Source organism: Streptomyces sp. NPDC002088, assembly GCF_040296605.1.
Classification (GTDB): Bacteria; Actinomycetota; Actinomycetes; order Streptomycetales; family Streptomycetaceae; genus Streptomyces.
Map to the genome: position 1 here is coordinate 13,596 of NZ_JBEOXO010000037.1, position 15,572 is coordinate 29,167.

The 15,572-nt window shown below is 72.2% G+C and carries 15 protein-coding genes; 11 read left to right on the forward strand and 4 right to left on the reverse strand.

From position 1 onward, the window contains the following. Positions 1 to 183: 183 nt before the first annotated feature. From ABT114_RS44385 to ABT114_RS44415, 7 genes are all read left to right on the forward strand, one after another. Positions 184 to 1,026 (forward strand): helix-turn-helix domain-containing protein, encoded by an 843-nt coding sequence (locus ABT114_RS44385; protein ID WP_351151257.1) that lies wholly within the window; start codon positions 184 to 186, stop codon positions 1,024 to 1,026. A 91-nt stretch (positions 1,027 to 1,117) separates the two neighbouring features. Next, positions 1,118 to 2,593: a 30S ribosomal protein S12 methylthiotransferase RimO gene (gene rimO, locus ABT114_RS44390; RefSeq protein ID WP_351151260.1), complete on the forward strand. Its 1,476-nt coding sequence runs from the start codon at positions 1,118 to 1,120 to the stop codon at positions 2,591 to 2,593. Beyond that, positions 2,590 to 3,345: a CDP-diacylglycerol--glycerol-3-phosphate 3-phosphatidyltransferase gene (pgsA, locus tag ABT114_RS44395; RefSeq protein ID WP_351151263.1), complete on the forward strand. Its 756-nt coding sequence runs from the start codon at positions 2,590 to 2,592 to the stop codon at positions 3,343 to 3,345. The genes rimO and pgsA overlap by 4 nt, the downstream gene beginning before the upstream one ends. Next, complete coding sequence (locus tag ABT114_RS44400; protein WP_351151266.1) at positions 3,342 to 3,887, forward strand: CinA family protein; 546 nt, start codon at positions 3,342 to 3,344, stop codon at positions 3,885 to 3,887. The genes pgsA and ABT114_RS44400 overlap by 4 nt, the downstream gene beginning before the upstream one ends. A gap of 109 nt (positions 3,888 to 3,996) precedes the next feature. Then, positions 3,997 to 4,377: a helix-turn-helix domain-containing protein gene (locus ABT114_RS44405; protein ID WP_351151269.1), complete on the forward strand. Its 381-nt coding sequence runs from the start codon at positions 3,997 to 3,999 to the stop codon at positions 4,375 to 4,377. A 195-nt stretch (positions 4,378 to 4,572) separates the two neighbouring features. Continuing rightward, positions 4,573 to 5,043 (forward strand): Dps family protein, encoded by a 471-nt coding sequence (locus ABT114_RS44410; protein ID WP_351151272.1) that lies wholly within the window; start codon positions 4,573 to 4,575, stop codon positions 5,041 to 5,043. Between the two features lie 121 nt (positions 5,044 to 5,164). Continuing rightward, entirely contained in the window at positions 5,165 to 5,443 is a 279-nt protein-coding gene (locus ABT114_RS44415; protein ID WP_351151274.1) for a hypothetical protein, read from the forward strand. On the opposite strand, the gene ABT114_RS44420 is transcribed toward ABT114_RS44415, so the two are convergent. The 3 genes from ABT114_RS44420 to ABT114_RS44430 form a co-directional block, all read right to left on the reverse strand. Further along, entirely contained in the window at positions 5,391 to 6,155 is a 765-nt protein-coding gene (locus ABT114_RS44420) for an SDR family NAD(P)-dependent oxidoreductase (RefSeq protein WP_351151277.1), read from the reverse strand. The two genes, ABT114_RS44415 and ABT114_RS44420, sit on opposite strands and share 53 nt — an antisense overlap. Positions 6,156 to 6,187: 32 nt before the next feature. After that, positions 6,188 to 7,030, reverse strand: coding sequence for an Fpg/Nei family DNA glycosylase (locus tag ABT114_RS44425; RefSeq protein ID WP_351151279.1), 843 nt, complete (start codon positions 7,028 to 7,030; stop codon positions 6,188 to 6,190). A 266-nt stretch (positions 7,031 to 7,296) separates the two neighbouring features. Continuing rightward, a complete protein-coding gene (locus ABT114_RS44430) occupies positions 7,297 to 12,285 on the reverse strand; it encodes an ATP-dependent helicase (RefSeq protein ID WP_351151281.1) in 4,989 nt (1,662 codons plus the stop codon). A 108-nt stretch (positions 12,286 to 12,393) separates the two neighbouring features. On the opposite strand from ABT114_RS44430, the gene ABT114_RS44435 reads away from it, so the two are divergent. From ABT114_RS44435 to ABT114_RS44445, 3 genes are read left to right on the forward strand one after another with little or no spacing between them, the layout of a single operon-like run. Beyond that, positions 12,394 to 13,374 (forward strand): AraC family transcriptional regulator, encoded by a 981-nt coding sequence (locus ABT114_RS44435; protein ID WP_351151283.1) that lies wholly within the window; start codon positions 12,394 to 12,396, stop codon positions 13,372 to 13,374. Continuing rightward, positions 13,275 to 14,021, forward strand: coding sequence for an AzlC family ABC transporter permease (locus ABT114_RS44440; RefSeq protein WP_351151286.1), 747 nt, complete (start codon positions 13,275 to 13,277; stop codon positions 14,019 to 14,021). The genes ABT114_RS44435 and ABT114_RS44440 overlap by 100 nt, the downstream gene beginning before the upstream one ends. Next, positions 14,018 to 14,326 carry an AzlD domain-containing protein gene (locus tag ABT114_RS44445; protein WP_351151289.1) on the forward strand — a complete coding sequence of 103 codons (309 nt, stop codon included), beginning with the start codon at positions 14,018 to 14,020 and terminating at the stop codon, positions 14,324 to 14,326. The genes ABT114_RS44440 and ABT114_RS44445 overlap by 4 nt, the downstream gene beginning before the upstream one ends. A 14-nt stretch (positions 14,327 to 14,340) precedes the next feature. Here ABT114_RS44445 and ABT114_RS44450 read toward each other — a convergent pair whose 3' ends face one another. Beyond that, positions 14,341 to 15,285 carry a hypothetical protein gene (locus ABT114_RS44450; RefSeq protein WP_351151291.1) on the reverse strand — a complete coding sequence of 315 codons (945 nt, stop codon included), beginning with the start codon at positions 15,283 to 15,285 and terminating at the stop codon, positions 14,341 to 14,343. An 80-nt stretch (positions 15,286 to 15,365) separates the two neighbouring features. Between ABT114_RS44450 and ABT114_RS44455 the strand changes: the two genes are divergently transcribed. Beyond that, complete coding sequence (locus tag ABT114_RS44455) at positions 15,366 to 15,557, forward strand: DUF3046 domain-containing protein (protein ID WP_351151294.1); 192 nt, start codon at positions 15,366 to 15,368, stop codon at positions 15,555 to 15,557. Positions 15,558 to 15,572 lie beyond the last annotated feature (15 nt).

Consider the following 15,572-nt stretch of genomic DNA (forward strand, 5'->3'; position numbering starts at 1 on the left):
TGGGCAACCGTTTCCCGTCGGCGTACGTCAAGTTGAGGGGAGCGACAAGCTCGTGCCCCACCGTCGGGATGACCGGCCATTCCGACGGCGTACAAAGTCCTACGGCCCGGTTGCCCCACCCTTTCGTACCCCCCCTAGACTGAACCTCCAGCACAGGTGGCTACACGCTCGAAAGGCGCCCCCGTGTCCATCGGCAACTCCCCTGAAGACGAGCGTCCGTTCGAAGGCGATCGTGAGGATGCCTTCCCCTCCATCGGCCGCGCCCTTCAGCAGGCGCGCATCGCGGCGGGGCTGACCGTCGACGACGTCAGTAACGCCACCCGAGTCCGTAACGGCATCGTGCACGCCATCGAGGCGGACGACTTCGCCCCCTGCGGCGGAGACGTCTACGCCCGCGGCCACATCCGGACCCTGGCCAAGGCCGTCCACCTCGACCCCGAGCCGCTGCTCGCGCAGTTCTCGGCCGAGCGCGGCGGCCGCCCGGCGCCGACCCCCGCCGCACCCCTGTTCGAGGCGGAGCGCATCCGTCCCGAGCGGCGCGGGCCCAACTGGACCGCGGCCATGGTCGCCGCCATCGTCGCCGTGATCGGCTTCGTCGGCTTCACGGCGTTCAAGGGGGGCGACGACAGCGGAGCGCGGGACCAGGTGGCGGAGGGCTCGACGCCCTCGACGAGCAAGTCCGCCTCGGCCACGCCGAAGAAGGACAGCAAGCCCGCCGACACCGAGCCGGAGCCGTCCGACAGCGCCATCGCGGCCGCTCCCCAGGACAAGGTGACCGTCCAGGTGAGCGCCCCCGACGGCCGCAGCTGGATCTCCGCCAAGGACCACAACGGCCGGCTCCTCTTCGACGGGCTGCTCAAGCAGGGCGAGTCCAAGACCTTCCAGGACAGCTCGAAGATCAACCTGGTCCTCGGCGACGCCGGCGCGATCCAGCTGTATGTCAACGGCAAGAAGATCGAGGACGACTTCCGGCCGGGTGCCGTGGAGCGCCTGACGTATACGAAGGGTGACCCGCAGGTCGGGTGACGGGCTGAGCGGCTGAACAGGTAGGGGCTTGGCCAAGATCGGCCAACCCCGTCGACGTGGGGTGTCAGAGGGACGAAGTAGTCTTGAGCCCATGCCTGAACGCCGTACCGTCGCACTCGTCACCCTTGGCTGCGCCCGTAACGAGGTGGACTCGGAGGAGCTCGCAGGCCGCTTGGAGGCGGACGGCTGGGACCTCGTGGAGGACGCCGCGAACGCGGATGTGGCCGTCGTCAACACCTGCGGCTTCGTCGACGCCGCCAAGAAGGACTCCGTCGACGCCCTCCTGGAGGCCAACGATCTCAAGGGCCAGGGCAGAACCCAGGCCGTCGTGGCGGTCGGCTGCATGGCCGAGCGATACGGCAAGGAGCTCGCCGAGGCCCTCCCCGAGGCCGACGGCGTGCTTGGCTTCGACGACTACACCGACATCTCCGACCGCCTGCAGACCATCCTGTCCGGCGGCATCCACGCCGCACACACCCCGCGCGACCGGCGCAAGCTGCTGCCGATCAGCCCGGCCGAGCGGCAGGACGCGGGCGCGGACGTAGCCCTTCCCGGGCACGGTGCCCCCACGGATCTCCCGGCGGGCGTGGCTCCGGTGTCCGGACCCCGCGCGCCCCTGCGCCGCCGCCTGGACGGCTCCCCGGTCGCCTCGGTGAAGCTCGCCTCCGGCTGCGACCGGCGCTGCTCCTTCTGCGCCATCCCGTCCTTCCGCGGCTCCTTCATCTCGCGCCGCCCGAGCGACGTGCTCAACGAGACGCGCTGGCTGGCCGAGCAGGGCGTCAAGGAGATCATGCTGGTCTCCGAGAACAACACCTCCTACGGCAAGGACCTGGGCGACATCCGCCTGCTGGAGTCGCTGCTGCCCGAGCTCGCCGACGTCGACGGCATCGAGCGGGTGCGGGTCAGCTACCTCCAGCCGGCCGAGATGCGGCCCGGCCTGATCGACGTACTGACCTCGACCCCCAAGGTCGTGCCCTACTTCGATCTCTCCTTCCAGCACTCCGCGCCCGCGGTGCTGCGTGCGATGCGCCGCTTCGGCGACACCGACCGCTTCCTGGAGCTGCTCGACACGATCCGGAGCAAGGCGCCCGAGGCCGGCGTGCGCTCCAACTTCATCGTCGGCTTCCCGGGCGAGTCCGAGGCCGACCTGGCCGAGCTGGAGCGATTCCTCAACGGGGCGAGGCTGGACGCCATCGGCGTCTTCGGGTACTCCGACGAGGAGGGCACGGAAGCGGCGACGTACGAGAACAAGCTCGACGAGGACGTCGTCGCCGAGCGGCTGGCCCGGGTCTCCCGGCTGGCCGAGGAGCTTGTGTCGCAGCGGGCCGAGGAGCGTCTCGGTGAGACCGTGCGGGTCCTCGTGGAATCGGTGGACTCCGAGGAGGGTGCTTACGGCCGCGGGGCACACCAGGCTCCGGAGACCGACGGGCAGGTGCTGCTCACGAGCGGCGCGGGCCTGAGCGTCGGTCGTATGGTCGAGGCGAAGGTGGTCGGTACGGAAGGTGTCGACCTGGTGGCCGAGCCGCTCGAGGGCTCGTTCGCGTGTAGTGAGGAGGCGGGCAGATGACCGGTGTACCGGCATCCGCGGCGGGTGGCTCCTCGAGGGCGCATGCGGCAGGCGGCTCGTCGAAGAGCGACGGGACGGGCACGGTCGGTGCCGACTCCGGTGCAGGCCAGGGTGAGGGTACGAAGCCGGCACGCGGTGGGAAGCTGACGGCCGCGGCCGTCAATCAGGCCAGTGTCTGGAACATCGCCAACCTGCTGACCATGCTCCGGCTGATCCTGGTGCCGGGCTTCGTAGCTCTGATGCTCGCCGACGGCGGGTACGACCCGGCGTGGCGTTCGCTCGCCTGGGCGGCCTTCGCCATCGCGATGATCACCGACCTGTTCGACGGTCACCTTGCGCGTACGTACGACCTTGTCACCGACTTCGGGAAGATCGCCGACCCCATCGCCGACAAGGCGATCATGGGCGCGGCGCTGATCTGTCTCTCCTCGTTGGGCGACCTGCCGTGGTGGGTGACGGGGGTCATCCTCGGCCGGGAACTCGGGATCACGCTGCTGCGTTTCCTCGTCATCCGGTACGGCGTCATCCCGGCGAGCCGGGGCGGCAAGCTCAAGACGCTCACGCAGGGCGTGGCCGTCGGGATGTACGTCCTGGCGCTGACGGGGTGGCTGGCCACCCTGAGGTTCTGGGTGATGGCGGCGGCGGTCGTCCTGACCGTGGTCACCGGGCTCGACTATGTGAGACAGGCCATTGTGCTGCGCAGGCAGGGAATCGCCGAGCGCAAGGCCGCCTTGGAGGAGACGGAAGCGTGAAATCCCCGGCCGCCGAAGTGGTGCGACTACTCACAGTGAGAGGCGAGACGCTCGCCGTCGCCGAGTCGCTCACGGGTGGTCTGGTCGCGGCGGAGATCACGGCGGCCCCTGGGGCGTCCAAGGCGTTCCGGGGCTCGGTGACCGCCTACGCCACCGAACTCAAGCATGAGCTGCTCGGGGTCGACGCCACCCTGCTGGCCGAGCGTGGAGCGGTGGATCCGCAGGTCGCGGCCCAGATGGCGGCCGGAGTCCGCAAGGCGCTGGGCGCCGACTGGGGTCTCGCGACCACCGGCGTCGCCGGTCCCGAAGCGCAGGACGGCAAGCCCGTCGGGACGGTTTTCGTGGCCCTGGAAGGGCCCTTCGGGGGGCATTCCGGTTCCGCCGGTGGCGGAAAAGTAGAGGCACTGCGGTTGAACGGCGACCGCGCGGAAATCCGTATGGAGAGTGTACGGAGCGTACTCGCGCTGCTCCTGAGTGAGCTCGCGGGCGAACAGACCGGGAACGAGCGGGCACAGGATACGGAACAGAACGGGGGGTTTTGATGTTTGCAGCCCTGAGTGAACACGACATCGCTCCCCGCACGGCCGCGGCGCAAGGCGGTACGGTGGGGCGTGAAGGATGCGGCTACGCGGTCCGAGGAGGGAGCCACCGATGATTCTGCTCCGTCGCCTGCTGGGTGACGTGCTGCGTCGGCAGCGCCAACGCCAGGGCCGTACTCTGCGCGAAGTCTCCTCGTCCGCCCGAGTCTCACTCGGCTATCTCTCCGAGGTGGAGCGGGGGCAGAAGGAGGCTTCCTCCGAGCTGCTCTCCGCCATCTGCGACGCGCTGGACGTACGGATGTCCGAGCTCATGCGGGAAGTGAGTGACGAACTCGCCCTCGCCGAGCTGGCCCAGTCTGCTGCTGCGCCCCCCAGTGAGCCTGTACCCACGCCGGTTCGCCCGATGCTGGGTTCCGTTTCGGTGACCGGTGTGCCACCGGAACGTGTGACCATCAAGGCGCCCGCCGAGGCGGTGGACGTGGTCGCCGCGTGACACCCACGCCTGTGGGTGCGTGAGCTGACGCATTTGTGTGAGGCCCCGGCCGGGGCTTCTCCGGGTAGACCTCCCGGAGGAGCGCCGTCGGGGTTTTCGCGTTCCGGGGGATGCCCCTTTCGGGTCCGTTTGCCGGTGTCCGGTGTGGCGGTCATGGTGGAGGGACATGGCGAGGTGAGCCCACGGAGGAAGCCGATGAACGTCGTGAAGAGCCCGTTGCCCGACGCGGACCTGAAGACCGTGTCCGGGGCGCTGCAGGGCGCACTCGTCGACCTGATCGATCTGTCGCTCGTGGCGAAGCAGGTCCACTGGAACGTCGTGGGTGCCCGGTTCCGGTCCATCCACCTCCAGCTCGACGAGGTTGTGGGCAGCGCGCGCACGCATTCCGACACCGTCGCGGAGCGAGCCTCGGCACTGGGCGTGTCGCCCGACGGGCGCGCCGCCACGGTGGCCGGCGGCAGCGGTATCGGCGCCGTGCCCGAGGGCTGGATCAAGGACACGGACGCGGTGCGCACGCTTGTCGCGGCCCTGGGTGCCGTGATCACGCGGATGCGGGAGAGGGTGGCCTCGACCGGCGACGCCGATCCGGTCAGCCAGGACATCTTCATCGGGATCACGGCGGATCTCGAGAAGCATCATTGGATGTTCCAGGCCGAGAACGTCTGACGGGCGTGGTGCGCCCGTGTGCTGCCGATGCGCCCTCCCGGCGGTGAGGACGGCGTTCTAGCGTCGGCCCGGTCGGGGTCTGGACGGTTTTCTGGCGTCGGGCTGGAGGTGGTGGCGGGCCATGGCAGGGCGGATAGTGCGCTGGGGGGCTGCTCTCGGACTCGGGGTGGTGTGGTGGTGGGCTGTGCTGCGGCTCGCGCTCGTGCCGGACACGGGTGTGCTGGAGGGGGCGGTCGCGGCCGGGGGCTGGGGGCTGAGCCTGCTGCCGGTGCACTGCATGCCCAAGGCGCGGGCGGCGGGGGCGCTCGGGACGGGGCGATGGACTCAGGCCTGGCGGACGGCCCCGGCTACCAAGGCATCGCCACCCCGCCGTTCGGGCGCAGGATCTGGCCCGTCGTGAAGGACGACGCGTCGGAGGCCAGGTACAGCACGGCATGGGCGACGTCCTCCGGCGCGCCGACCCGGCCCAGTGGCGACATCCGGGACATGAGCGTCTCGGTGTGGGCCTGCGCCGCGGCGTCGTGGCGGTCGGTCATGGGCGTGCGGATCCAGCCCGGCGCGACCGCGTTGACGCGTATGCCGTGCCGGCCCAGCTCGGTCGCCAGCGTCTTCGTCAGCTGGACGACGGCCGCCTTGGCGGCGCCGTAGCAGAGCAGGCCGGGGCCGCCCGTGTCGACGGCGCCCGAGGCCATGGTGACGATGCTGCCCCTGACGTTCCGGGCGAGCATCAGGCGGGCCGCCTCCTGGCAGGCGTACAGCACGCCCTTGAAGTTGACGGCCATCACCCGGTCGAGGTCCTCGTCGCGGGTCTCCAGGACCGGGCTGCTGTGCATGATGCCGGCGATCGCGGCCATGACGTCCAGGCGCTCGCAGGACTCCACTGCCCGCTTGAGCTGGGCACGATCGGTGACGTCGAGGTGATGGATACGGGCGGTGCCGCCCTGCTCCTTGATCAGCGTCGCCGTCTCGTGCAGGCCCTGCGCGTCGAGGTCCGCGCAGTGCACGGCAGCGCCTGCCTCGGCGAGCAGGAGGGCGCCGGCCCGGCCGATGCCGCCGGCGGCGCCGGTGATGAATGCGGTGCGTCCGGTGAGGTCGTACGCCTTGACGGGCATGAAAAGACGGTACGAGCGTTTCTGACGGATCGTCAATTGGCTGTGCGGGACCGGAATATCCGGGTTGCAGAGGCGCCCGGTGCCGGTGCCGGGCCCGTCTGGCAGGTGGGGCACCAGTAGGTGGGGCGCTCGCGGGAGCCGTCGCCCTGGTCGGCCGCGCGGATCGGCGTGTGGCAACGCAGACAGGGACGGGGTGCCCGGCCGTACACGAACAGGTCCTGGCCGCGGCGGCCCGTGGTGCTGCGGACCGGGCGGTCACGGTTGGCCTCCAGGAGCCTCTTGGCGAGCGCGGGGAGCTGCGCCGCGCGCTCGGCGAGCAGGGCGCCGACGGGGAGCCACGGGGTCGCGCCGAGCAGGAAGCAGAGCTCGCTCTTGTAGACATTGCCGATGCCGGCCAGGTTGCGCTGGTCCAGCAGGGCCTCGCCGAGCGGGCGGGCGGGGTCTGCGAGGAGGTTGGCCAGAGCCTGTTCGGGGTCCCAGTCCGGGCCCAGCAGGTCGGGGCCCAGGTGGCCGACGGCACGGTGTTCGTCGGTGGTGCGGAGGAGTTCGAGCACCGGGAGGCGGTAGCCGACGGCCGTGTGCTCGGTGGTGCCCAGGATCGCGCGGATCTGGTGGGCCGGGCCGCCGGTCCAGCGCCGGCCCGTGGCGTACACCTTCCAGGAGCCGTCCATCCGCAGGTGCGAGTGGAGGGTCAGGCCGCCCTCGACGCGGGTGAGGAGGTGCTTGCCGCGCGGGGTGACATCCAGGACCCTGCGGCCAGTGAGGTCGGCCGTGGCGTACTTCGGTACCCGCAGGTCGGATCGGGTCAGCACCTGGCCCGCGAGGACGCCGTGCAGTCGCCTCGCGGTCTGCCAGACCGTGTCACCTTCGGGCATGGGTCAAGGGTGGCACGGCGGGGACGGGGGCGGGGCGGGGGTGGGGCGCGGGGCGCGGGTGCAGGTGTCGGGCGGTCGTGACGGGGTACCGGCGTCGGGCGGTTGCGATCGGGTGTCTGCGCTGCTTGGCGCGATGGCGTACCGGCCTCGGGCGGTTGCGACGGCGCGGGCCTTGGGCGGTCGTGACGGGGGACCTGTGGCGGGTGGCCGAGCCGGGCCGCGGGCGGGAGTTGTGTCTGCCGGGCGGCCGCGGTCCCGGTCCCGGTTCACGCCCGTAGCCGCAGGCCCCGGGGCGTGGCGATGAAACCTGCCCCTTCCAGGAGGGTGCCGATGGAGGAGGTCAGGGCCGAGGCGCCGTTGACGCGCTCCACCGTGACCGTACCGAGGGAACCCGCTCGGGCGGCCGCGGCGAGCGCCTCCGCGGCCTCTCGCAGACGGGGATCGTCGGTGGCTGTGCCGTCCGGGTCGGAGGGCCAGGCCAGCAGGGTCTTGCCGCCGCGCTCCATGTAGAGCGCCAGTTCGCCGTCGACGAGCACGACGAGGGAGCCCGCCTTGCGGCCCGGCTTGTGCCCGGCGCCGGTCGGGGGCTCGGGCCAGGGGAGGGCTGCGCCGTATGCGTTCGCGGGATCGGCGGCGGCCAGGATCACGGCTCGGGAGCCGGGGGCGGGAGCGGGGTGGGTACGGCGGTTAGGGAAGCCCGATCCGGAGCCGTACGGGAGGCTCGGGCCGCCTCGGGGGCCGCCTGCGCCCGGCGATGCGAAGTCACGCGGCGAGATGTAGTCGCCGGGTGCGGCGAAGGCGTCCGTTGTGGCGAAGGTGTCCGGTGCGTCGGGGCTGCCGTCGAGGCCGGGACCGTCGCCGTACCCGAAGCTGCCAGGCTGGGCTTGGTCGGCGGGTGCGTTGAAGGTGTCTGCGAAGTCGCCATGTGCGCCGAAGCCGTTGGAGGAGTCGCCGCGTGTGCCGAAGCCGTTGGAGGAGCCGTTCGTGAAGCCCGGGCCGGGCAGGCCCTCGCCCCGCTCGCGGGCGTTGGCGACCGCGCGCAGGCGGTCCACCGCGCCGTCCATCGCGAACTGGGCCGCGCCGAGCCCCTCGACGACGTAACCGCGTCGGGCCTGACCGCTGTCCTCGAAGGCGGACAGAATGCGGTACACCGCCGAGAACCCGCCCTCGACGCCCTCCGCGGAGACCGCGCCCCGGGTCACCACGCCGTGCCGGTCGAGGAGTGTGCGGGCCAGGGCGTGGGCGCGCACCGTGGGGTCCGGTTCGCGCTGCGGGAGCAGAGACCAGCGGCCGGCGACGGTCGGCGGCCCGCTGCGGGACGCGGGGCGGGCGGCGGCCGTCAGCGAGCCGTAACGCCCGCGCGGGACCGCGCGCTTGGCGCGGTGCGCGGTGGAGCCCGCGGTGCGTCCCGAGCCGAGGAGGGAGCGCATGGGTGCGAGCGTGTCGTTCGTGAGCCGGCCGGACCAGGCCAGGTCCCAGATCGCGTCGGCCAGTTGGGGGTCTGCGGCCTCGGGGTGGGTGGTGGCGCGGACCTGGTCGGCGATCTGACGGAAGAACAGGCCGTAGCCTCCGGAGAGGGCGTCCAGTACGGACTGGTGAAGCGCCGTCAGCTCCAGGGGGTGGGGCGGGGGCAGGAGCAGCGGGGCCGCGTCCGCCAGGTACAGGGAGATCCAGCCGTCCTTGCCGGGCAGCGCGCCCGCTCCGGCCCACACCACCTCGCCGGCCGCGGTGAGCTCGTCGAGCATGGCGGGCGTGTAGTGCGCGACGCGGGACGGCAGAATCAGCTTCTCCAGGGCGGACGCGGGCACGGACGCGCCCTGCAACTGCTCGACGGCACGCACCAGTCCGTCGATGCCACGCAGCCCGTGCCCCTTGCCGATGTGCTGCCACTGCGGGAGGAACTGGGCGAGCGCCGGTGGCGTCACCGGCTCCAGCTCGTGTCGCAGCGCCGCCAGGGAACGGCGGCGCAGTCGGCGCAGGACGGCCGCGTCGCACCACTCCTGGCCGATTCCGGCGGGGTGGAACTCCCCCTGCACGACCCGGCCTGCCGCCGCCAGCCGTTGGAGGGCGCCCTCGGTGACCGCCACACCCAGGCCGAATCGGGCCGCGGCTGTGACCGACGTGAACGGGCCGTGGGTGCGGGCGTACCGGGCGAGGAGGTCGCCCAGGGGGTCCTTGACCGGTTCCGTGAACGCTTCCGGGACGCCGACCGGCAGTGCCGTGCCCAGGGCGTCGCGCAGGCGGCCCGCGTCCTCGATCGCCGCCCAGTGGTCGGCGCCGGCGATGCGGACCCGGATCGCGCGGCGGGCGGCGGCCAGTTCCTGTGCCCAGTGCGGTTCGGCACCTCGTTCGGCCAGTTCGGCGCCGGTGAGCGGCCCGAGCAGGCGCAGGAGGTCCGCGACGCCTTCGGCGTCCTTGACGCGCCGGTCCTCGGTGAGCCACTGGAGCTCCCGCTCCAGCTCGGTGAGCACCTCGGCGTCGAGCAGCTCGCGCAGCTCCGCCTGGCCGAGCAGCTCGGCCAGCAGCCGCGAGTCCAGCGAGAGGGCGGCGGCGCGGCGCTCGGCGAGCGGTGAGTCGCCCTCGTAGAGGAACTGGGCGACGTATCCGAAGAGGAGGGAGCGGGCGAAGGGGGACGGCTCCGGGGTGGTGACCTCGACCAGGCGCACCTTGCGGGACTCCAGGTCGCCCATCAGCTCGACGAGTCCGGGGACGTCGAAGACGTCCTGGAGGCACTCGCGGACTGCCTCCAGGACGATCGGGAACGATCCGAACTCGCTGGCCACCTGGAGCAGTTGGGCGGCGCGCTGGCGTTGCTGCCAGAGCGGAGTGCGCTTGCCCGGGTTGCGGCGCGGCAGCAGCAGCGCGCGGGCCGCGCACTCGCGGAAACGGGACGCGAACAGGGCCGAGCCGCCCACCTGGTCGGTGACTACCTGGTCGACCTCGCCCTTGTCGAAGACGACGTCAGCCGCGCCGACGGGGGCCTGGTCGGCGTCGTACTCCGTGCCTGCCTTCTTGGGCGACTGGTCGAGCAGGTCCAGGCCCATGAGGTCGGCGTCCGGCAGGCGCAGCACGATGCCGTCGTCGGCGTGCATGACCTGTGCGTCCATGCCGTACCGCTCGGAGAGGCGGGCGCCGAGGGCGAGTGCCCATGGGGCGTGGACCTGGGCGCCGAAGGGGGAGTGCACGACGACCCGCCAGTCGCCGAGTTCGTCGCGGAAGCGCTCCACGACGATCGTGCGGTCGTCCGGTACATGGCCGCAGGCCTCGCGCTGTTCGTCCAGGTAGGACAGCACGTTGTCCGCGGCCCAGGCGTCCAGGCCGGCGGTGAGCAGGCGCAGGCGGGCGTCCTCCTTGGGCAGGGAGCCGACCTCGCGCAGGAACGCGCCCAGCGCGCGGCCCAGTTCGAGTGGCCGGCCCAGCTGGTCGCCCTTCCAGAAGGGCAGACGGCCCGGTACTCCGGGGGCGGGGGAGACCAGGACTCGGTCGCGTGTGATGTCCTCGATGCGCCAGGAGCTGGTGCCGAGCGTGAAGACGTCTCCGACGCGGGATTCGTAGACCATCTCCTCGTCGAGCTCGCCGACCCGGCCGCCGCCCTTCTTCGGGTCGGCGCCGGCGAGGAACACGCCGAAGAGGCCGCGGTCGGGGATCGTGCCGCCGGAGGTGACGGCGAGGCGCTGCGCGCCGGGGCGGCCGGTGATCGTGCCCGCGACCCGGTCCCACACCACGCGCGGGCGCAGCTCCGCGAACGCGTCGGACGGGTAGCGACCCGCGAGCATGTCCAGGACCGCGGTGAACGCCGACTCCGGGAGCGAGGCGAAGGGGGCGGTGCGGCGGACCGCGGCGAGCAGGTCGTCGACCTGCCAGGTGTCCATGGCCGTCATCGCGACCACCTGCTGGGCCAGGACGTCCAGGGGGTTGGCCGGGACCTTCAGGGACTCGATGGCGCCCACGCGCATCCGCTCGGTGACCACGGCGGCCTGGACGAGGTCGCCGCGGTACTTCGGGAAGACCACGCCGGTGGAGACCGCGCCCACCTGGTGTCCCGCGCGGCCCACGCGCTGGAGGCCGGAGGCGACGGAGGGCGGGGACTCGACCTGGACGACCAGGTCGACGGCGCCCATGTCGATGCCCAGCTCGAGGCTCGAGGTGGCGACCACGGCCGGCAGCCGGCCCGCCTTCAGGTCCTCCTCGACGAGGGAGCGCTGCTCCTTGGACACCGAGCCGTGGTGGGCACGCGCGATGACCGGCGGGGCACCCTGGGCCGCTCCCGAGCCGCCCATGAGTTCGGCGGGGGCGTGGTGTTCTTCGAGGGTTTCGCCGGTGGCCCGTTCGTACGCGATCTCGTTGAGCCGGTTGCAGAGCCGTTCCGCGAGGCGGCGGGAGTTGGCGAAGACGATCGTGGACCGGTGGGCCTGGACGAGGTCGGCGATCCGCTCCTCTACGTGCGGCCAGATCGACGGGCGTTCCGCGCCCTCGGAGCCGTCGGCGACCGGGGAGCCGCCCAGTTCGCCGAGATCCTCGACCGGGACGACGACCGAGAGGTCGAACTCCTTGCCTGACTTCGGCTGGACGATCTCCACCTTGCGGCGGGGGGAGAGATACCGCGCGACCTCGTCGACCGGACGGACGGTCGCCGAGAGACCGATGCGGCGGGCCGGCTTCGGCAGGAGCTCGTCCAGCCGCTCCAGGGAGAGCGCGAGGTGCGCGCCGCGCTTGGTGCCCGCGACCGCGTGCACCTCGTCGAGGATCACCGTGTCGATGCCGGTCAGCGCGTCGCGCGTGGTCGACGTCAGCATCAGGAACAGCGATTCGGGGGTGGTGATCAGGATGTCCGGAGGGCGCGTGGCCAGCGCGCGGCGCTCGGCGGGCGGGGTGTCGCCGGAGCGGATGCCGACCTTCACCTCCGGCTCGGGCAGGCCCAGGCGTACGGATTCGTGGCGGATGCCGGTCAGCGGGCTGCGCAGGTTGCGCTCGACGTCGACCGCGAGGGCCTTCAGCGGGGAGACGTACAGGACGCGGCAGCGCTTCCGGGGGTCGGCCGGGGGCGGGGTCGAGGCCAGCTGGTCAAGGGCGGCGAGAAAGGCGGCCAGGGTCTTTCCCGAGCCGGTCGGGGCGACCACCAGCACGTCCGAGCCTTCGCGGATGGCCTGCCACGCGCCCGCCTGGGCCGCGGTGGGCGCGGAGAACGCCCCCGTGAACCAGCCGCGGGTCGCGGGGGAGAAGCCGTCGAGGGCTCGGTGTGCGGAGCTGACCATGCGTCCATCCTGCACCCGGCCACTGACAATCACGCTGACCTGCGCGGATGCCGCCCGCAGGCGGTCCCGTCGGCTGCTGTGCGGCCGGCCGTGGCGGAGAATGAACTCATGGCAGGTTCGGGTGAGCGGGCGCGGCACTGGCAGTACGCGGAACTGCCGGGGGTCGATCTGCTGCAGGCCCGGTACGTGCGGAAGACCTTCGTGCGGCACACCCACGAGAACTTCGTGATCGCCGCCATCGCCGAGGGCGTGGAGGTCTTCCACCACGGCGGAGGTGATCAGTACGCGGGGGCCGGAGCGCTCGCCCTGGTCAACCCCGACACTCCGCACACCGGACGGGCGGGTGTGCCCGAGGGCTGGCGGTACGGCGCGGTGTACCCGTCGCCGGACGTCGTGGCGGAGATAGCGGCCGAGACGACCGTCATCCGGGGCACCCCGGGATTCGTCAGCCCCGTCCTCGACGACCCGTACACCGTCGGGCTCGTGCACCAGGTGCTGCGCGCCGCGGACGAGGGCAACGCGCTGGCCGCCGACACCCTGCTGAGGGTCGCCGTGACCCGGCTGCTCCGCCTGAACGGCGGGCCGCTGCCACGGCGGGAGGTGCGCACGGCCGGGGCGCGGACCGCGGCACGCGCGCGTGCCGTGCTGGAGGAGCGGATGTCCGGGCCGCCGACTCTGGAGCAGCTGGCCGCCGACCTCGGGACCAGCCCGTTCGCGTTGCTGCGTGCGTTCCGGGACGCCTACGGGATGCCGCCTCACGCCTGGCTGACGGATGCCCGGGTGCGCCGGGCACGGCGGCTGTTGGACGCGGGGACGGCGCCCGCGGAGGCGGCACTCACGGTGGGGTTCACCGACCAGCCGCACCTGAACCGCCACTTCGCGCGGATCGTGGGCGTGCCTCCGGGCGCCTACCAGCGCGAGCGTAAGAACGTACGCGAGCGCAAGAACGTACAAGACGCGCGGCGGCGCCTGCTCCTACCGTCCGAGACGTGGCAGAACAGACAGCTCTCGCAGACATACGCACCGAAGACGGAGGAAAGCCCGACGCCGCCGTCGTACGGGATGCCCTCGGAGTCGGGGTCGCCGTAGGACTCTCCGGGTTCGCCTTCGGGGTGACCTCGGCCGGCGGCGGGCTCACGCTGCCGCAGACCTGTGTGCTCAGCCTGATGGTGTTCACCGGGGCGTCCCAGTTCGCGCTCGTGGGGGCCCTCGCGGCGGGCGGCAACCCGTTCACGGCGGCCGCGGGCGCGTTCTTCCTGGGGGTGCGCAACGCGTTCTACGGGCTGCGTCTGTCCCAGCTGCTGGCTCTCCCGCGCGCGGTGCGCCCGTTCGCCGCCCAGTGGGTCATCGACGAGACGACCGCCGTCGCGCTGGCGCAGCCGACGCGGCGCGGCGCGCGCCTCGGGTTCACCGTCACCGGACTGAGTCTGTACGTGCTGTGGAACCTCACCACCCTCCTTGGTGCGCTGGGTGCCAAGGCCATCGGGGACACCGACGCCTGGGGCCTCGACGCGGCCGGACCCGCCGTCTTCCTGGCGCTGCTGGCTCCGATGCTGAAGACCACCACCGAGCGGACCGTCGCAGGCCTGGCGGTCCTGCTGGGTCTCGGTCTGCTGCCTGTGCTGCCCGCTGGTGTGCCGGTTCTGGTGGCCGCGCTCGCTGCGCCGGCCGTCCTCTACGCAGAGGGACGCGGCAGGGGCGGTGCGCGTGACCGTGTGGAGAAGGAGGATCGTTGAACACGTGGATCGCCATCGGCGCGACCGCCGTCGGCTGCTACGCCGTCAAGCTCGTCGGACTGCTCGTCCCCGCGGGGGTGCTGGAACGGCCTGTCGTCAGGCGGCTCGCCGCGCTGCTGCCCGTCGCCCTCCTCGCCGCCCTCACGGCCCAGCAGACCTTCGCCGACGGGCAGGCGCTCGTGCTGGACGCCAGGACCGCGGGGCTCGCCGCGGCGGCCGTGGCGCTGCTGCTGCGTGCGCCGTTCCTGGTCGTCGTCGGCGCGGCCGTGGTGGTGACGGCAGGGGTGCGGGCCCTTGGCGGCTGAGGAGCAGGCCCGGCTCAGCCGATGGAGCGGCCGTACGCCCTGAGAGTGCGCAGCGCCTCGATGGTCACCATCGGGCGGGCCTCCAGAGCGGTGCCCGGAGCCCACTGGCGCCACCGGACAGGCCAGCCGCCGTCCTCACACTGCTCGCTCGCGAGGAAGTCCAGGGAGCGGCTCATCTCCTCGTCCGTGAACCACGCGCGCGCGAGGGAGCGCGGGGTACGGGCATAGTCGTGCGGGAAGTGGTGCTCGCCCGGGGCGTAGCCCGGTGCGACGGGGAACGCGTCGAGGCGGTCCGGGTCCAGGGCTGCGAGACGGTCGTCGCGCACCAGACGGCCCAGACGGTCGGCGGCCGCCTCCGCACGGGGGCGGTCGGGAACGGAGTCCAGGAAGGCCACGGCGGCCTCGATCTCGTACGGGTGGGACTTCTCCAGGGATTCGACTTGCTGCCAGCAGAAGTCCGTGGCCCGGAACAGCCAGGCGTGCCACACCTCGTTACGGTGCAGCACGCCCACCACCGGCCCGGTGGCGAGGAGTTCGCTGGGAGGGTCGTCCACGATCGGGATGAAGGGGGCCGCCGGGTAGTCGCGCTGGCTGGGGTGGATGGCCGGCAGAGCGCCGTCCGGTGTGGAGACGGCCGTCAGGTAGCGGCATACGCGTTCCACACGCTGACCGCCGCAGCGCCCGACGGAGTCCAGGACGCGCAGGGCGTGCCCGGTGTGCAGCGGCTGGCTGACCGGGCCGCGCAGATCGGGTTCCAGTGCGTGGCCGTAACCGCCGTCCTGGTTGAGGTACGCGTCCAGCGCGGTCTCCACCGGGTCGGCGCCGCCGTTCAGGAAGTGGTGCGCGAAAAGGCGCTGCTCCAGCACGCGCGCGGTGAGCCAGACGAACTGCTCGGCGCGGAAGAGCGGGGAGCGCGCCGGGGGCGTCGGGGGGAGTGGGGAAGCTCCTGTTTCGGCCATGTGTCAGACCGTAGGGCGGAAAGCGGTCTCGGCAAGCGGTCCCGGCTCGGGCCCACTCTCAGGGGCGGGATACTGGAGTCATGCGGTTGACGGTCTTCTGGCAGCGGATGGCGGAGCACTTCGGTGCGGGCGCCGAAACCTTTGCGCGTGATCACGTGATGTCGGAGCTCGGCGGGCGTACGGTGCACGAGGCGCTGGCGGCCGGCTGGGCGGCCAAGGACGTGTGGCGTGTGGTCTGCACGGTGATGAGCGTTCCGCAGGAGAAGCGCTGACCGGTCACGAAGATC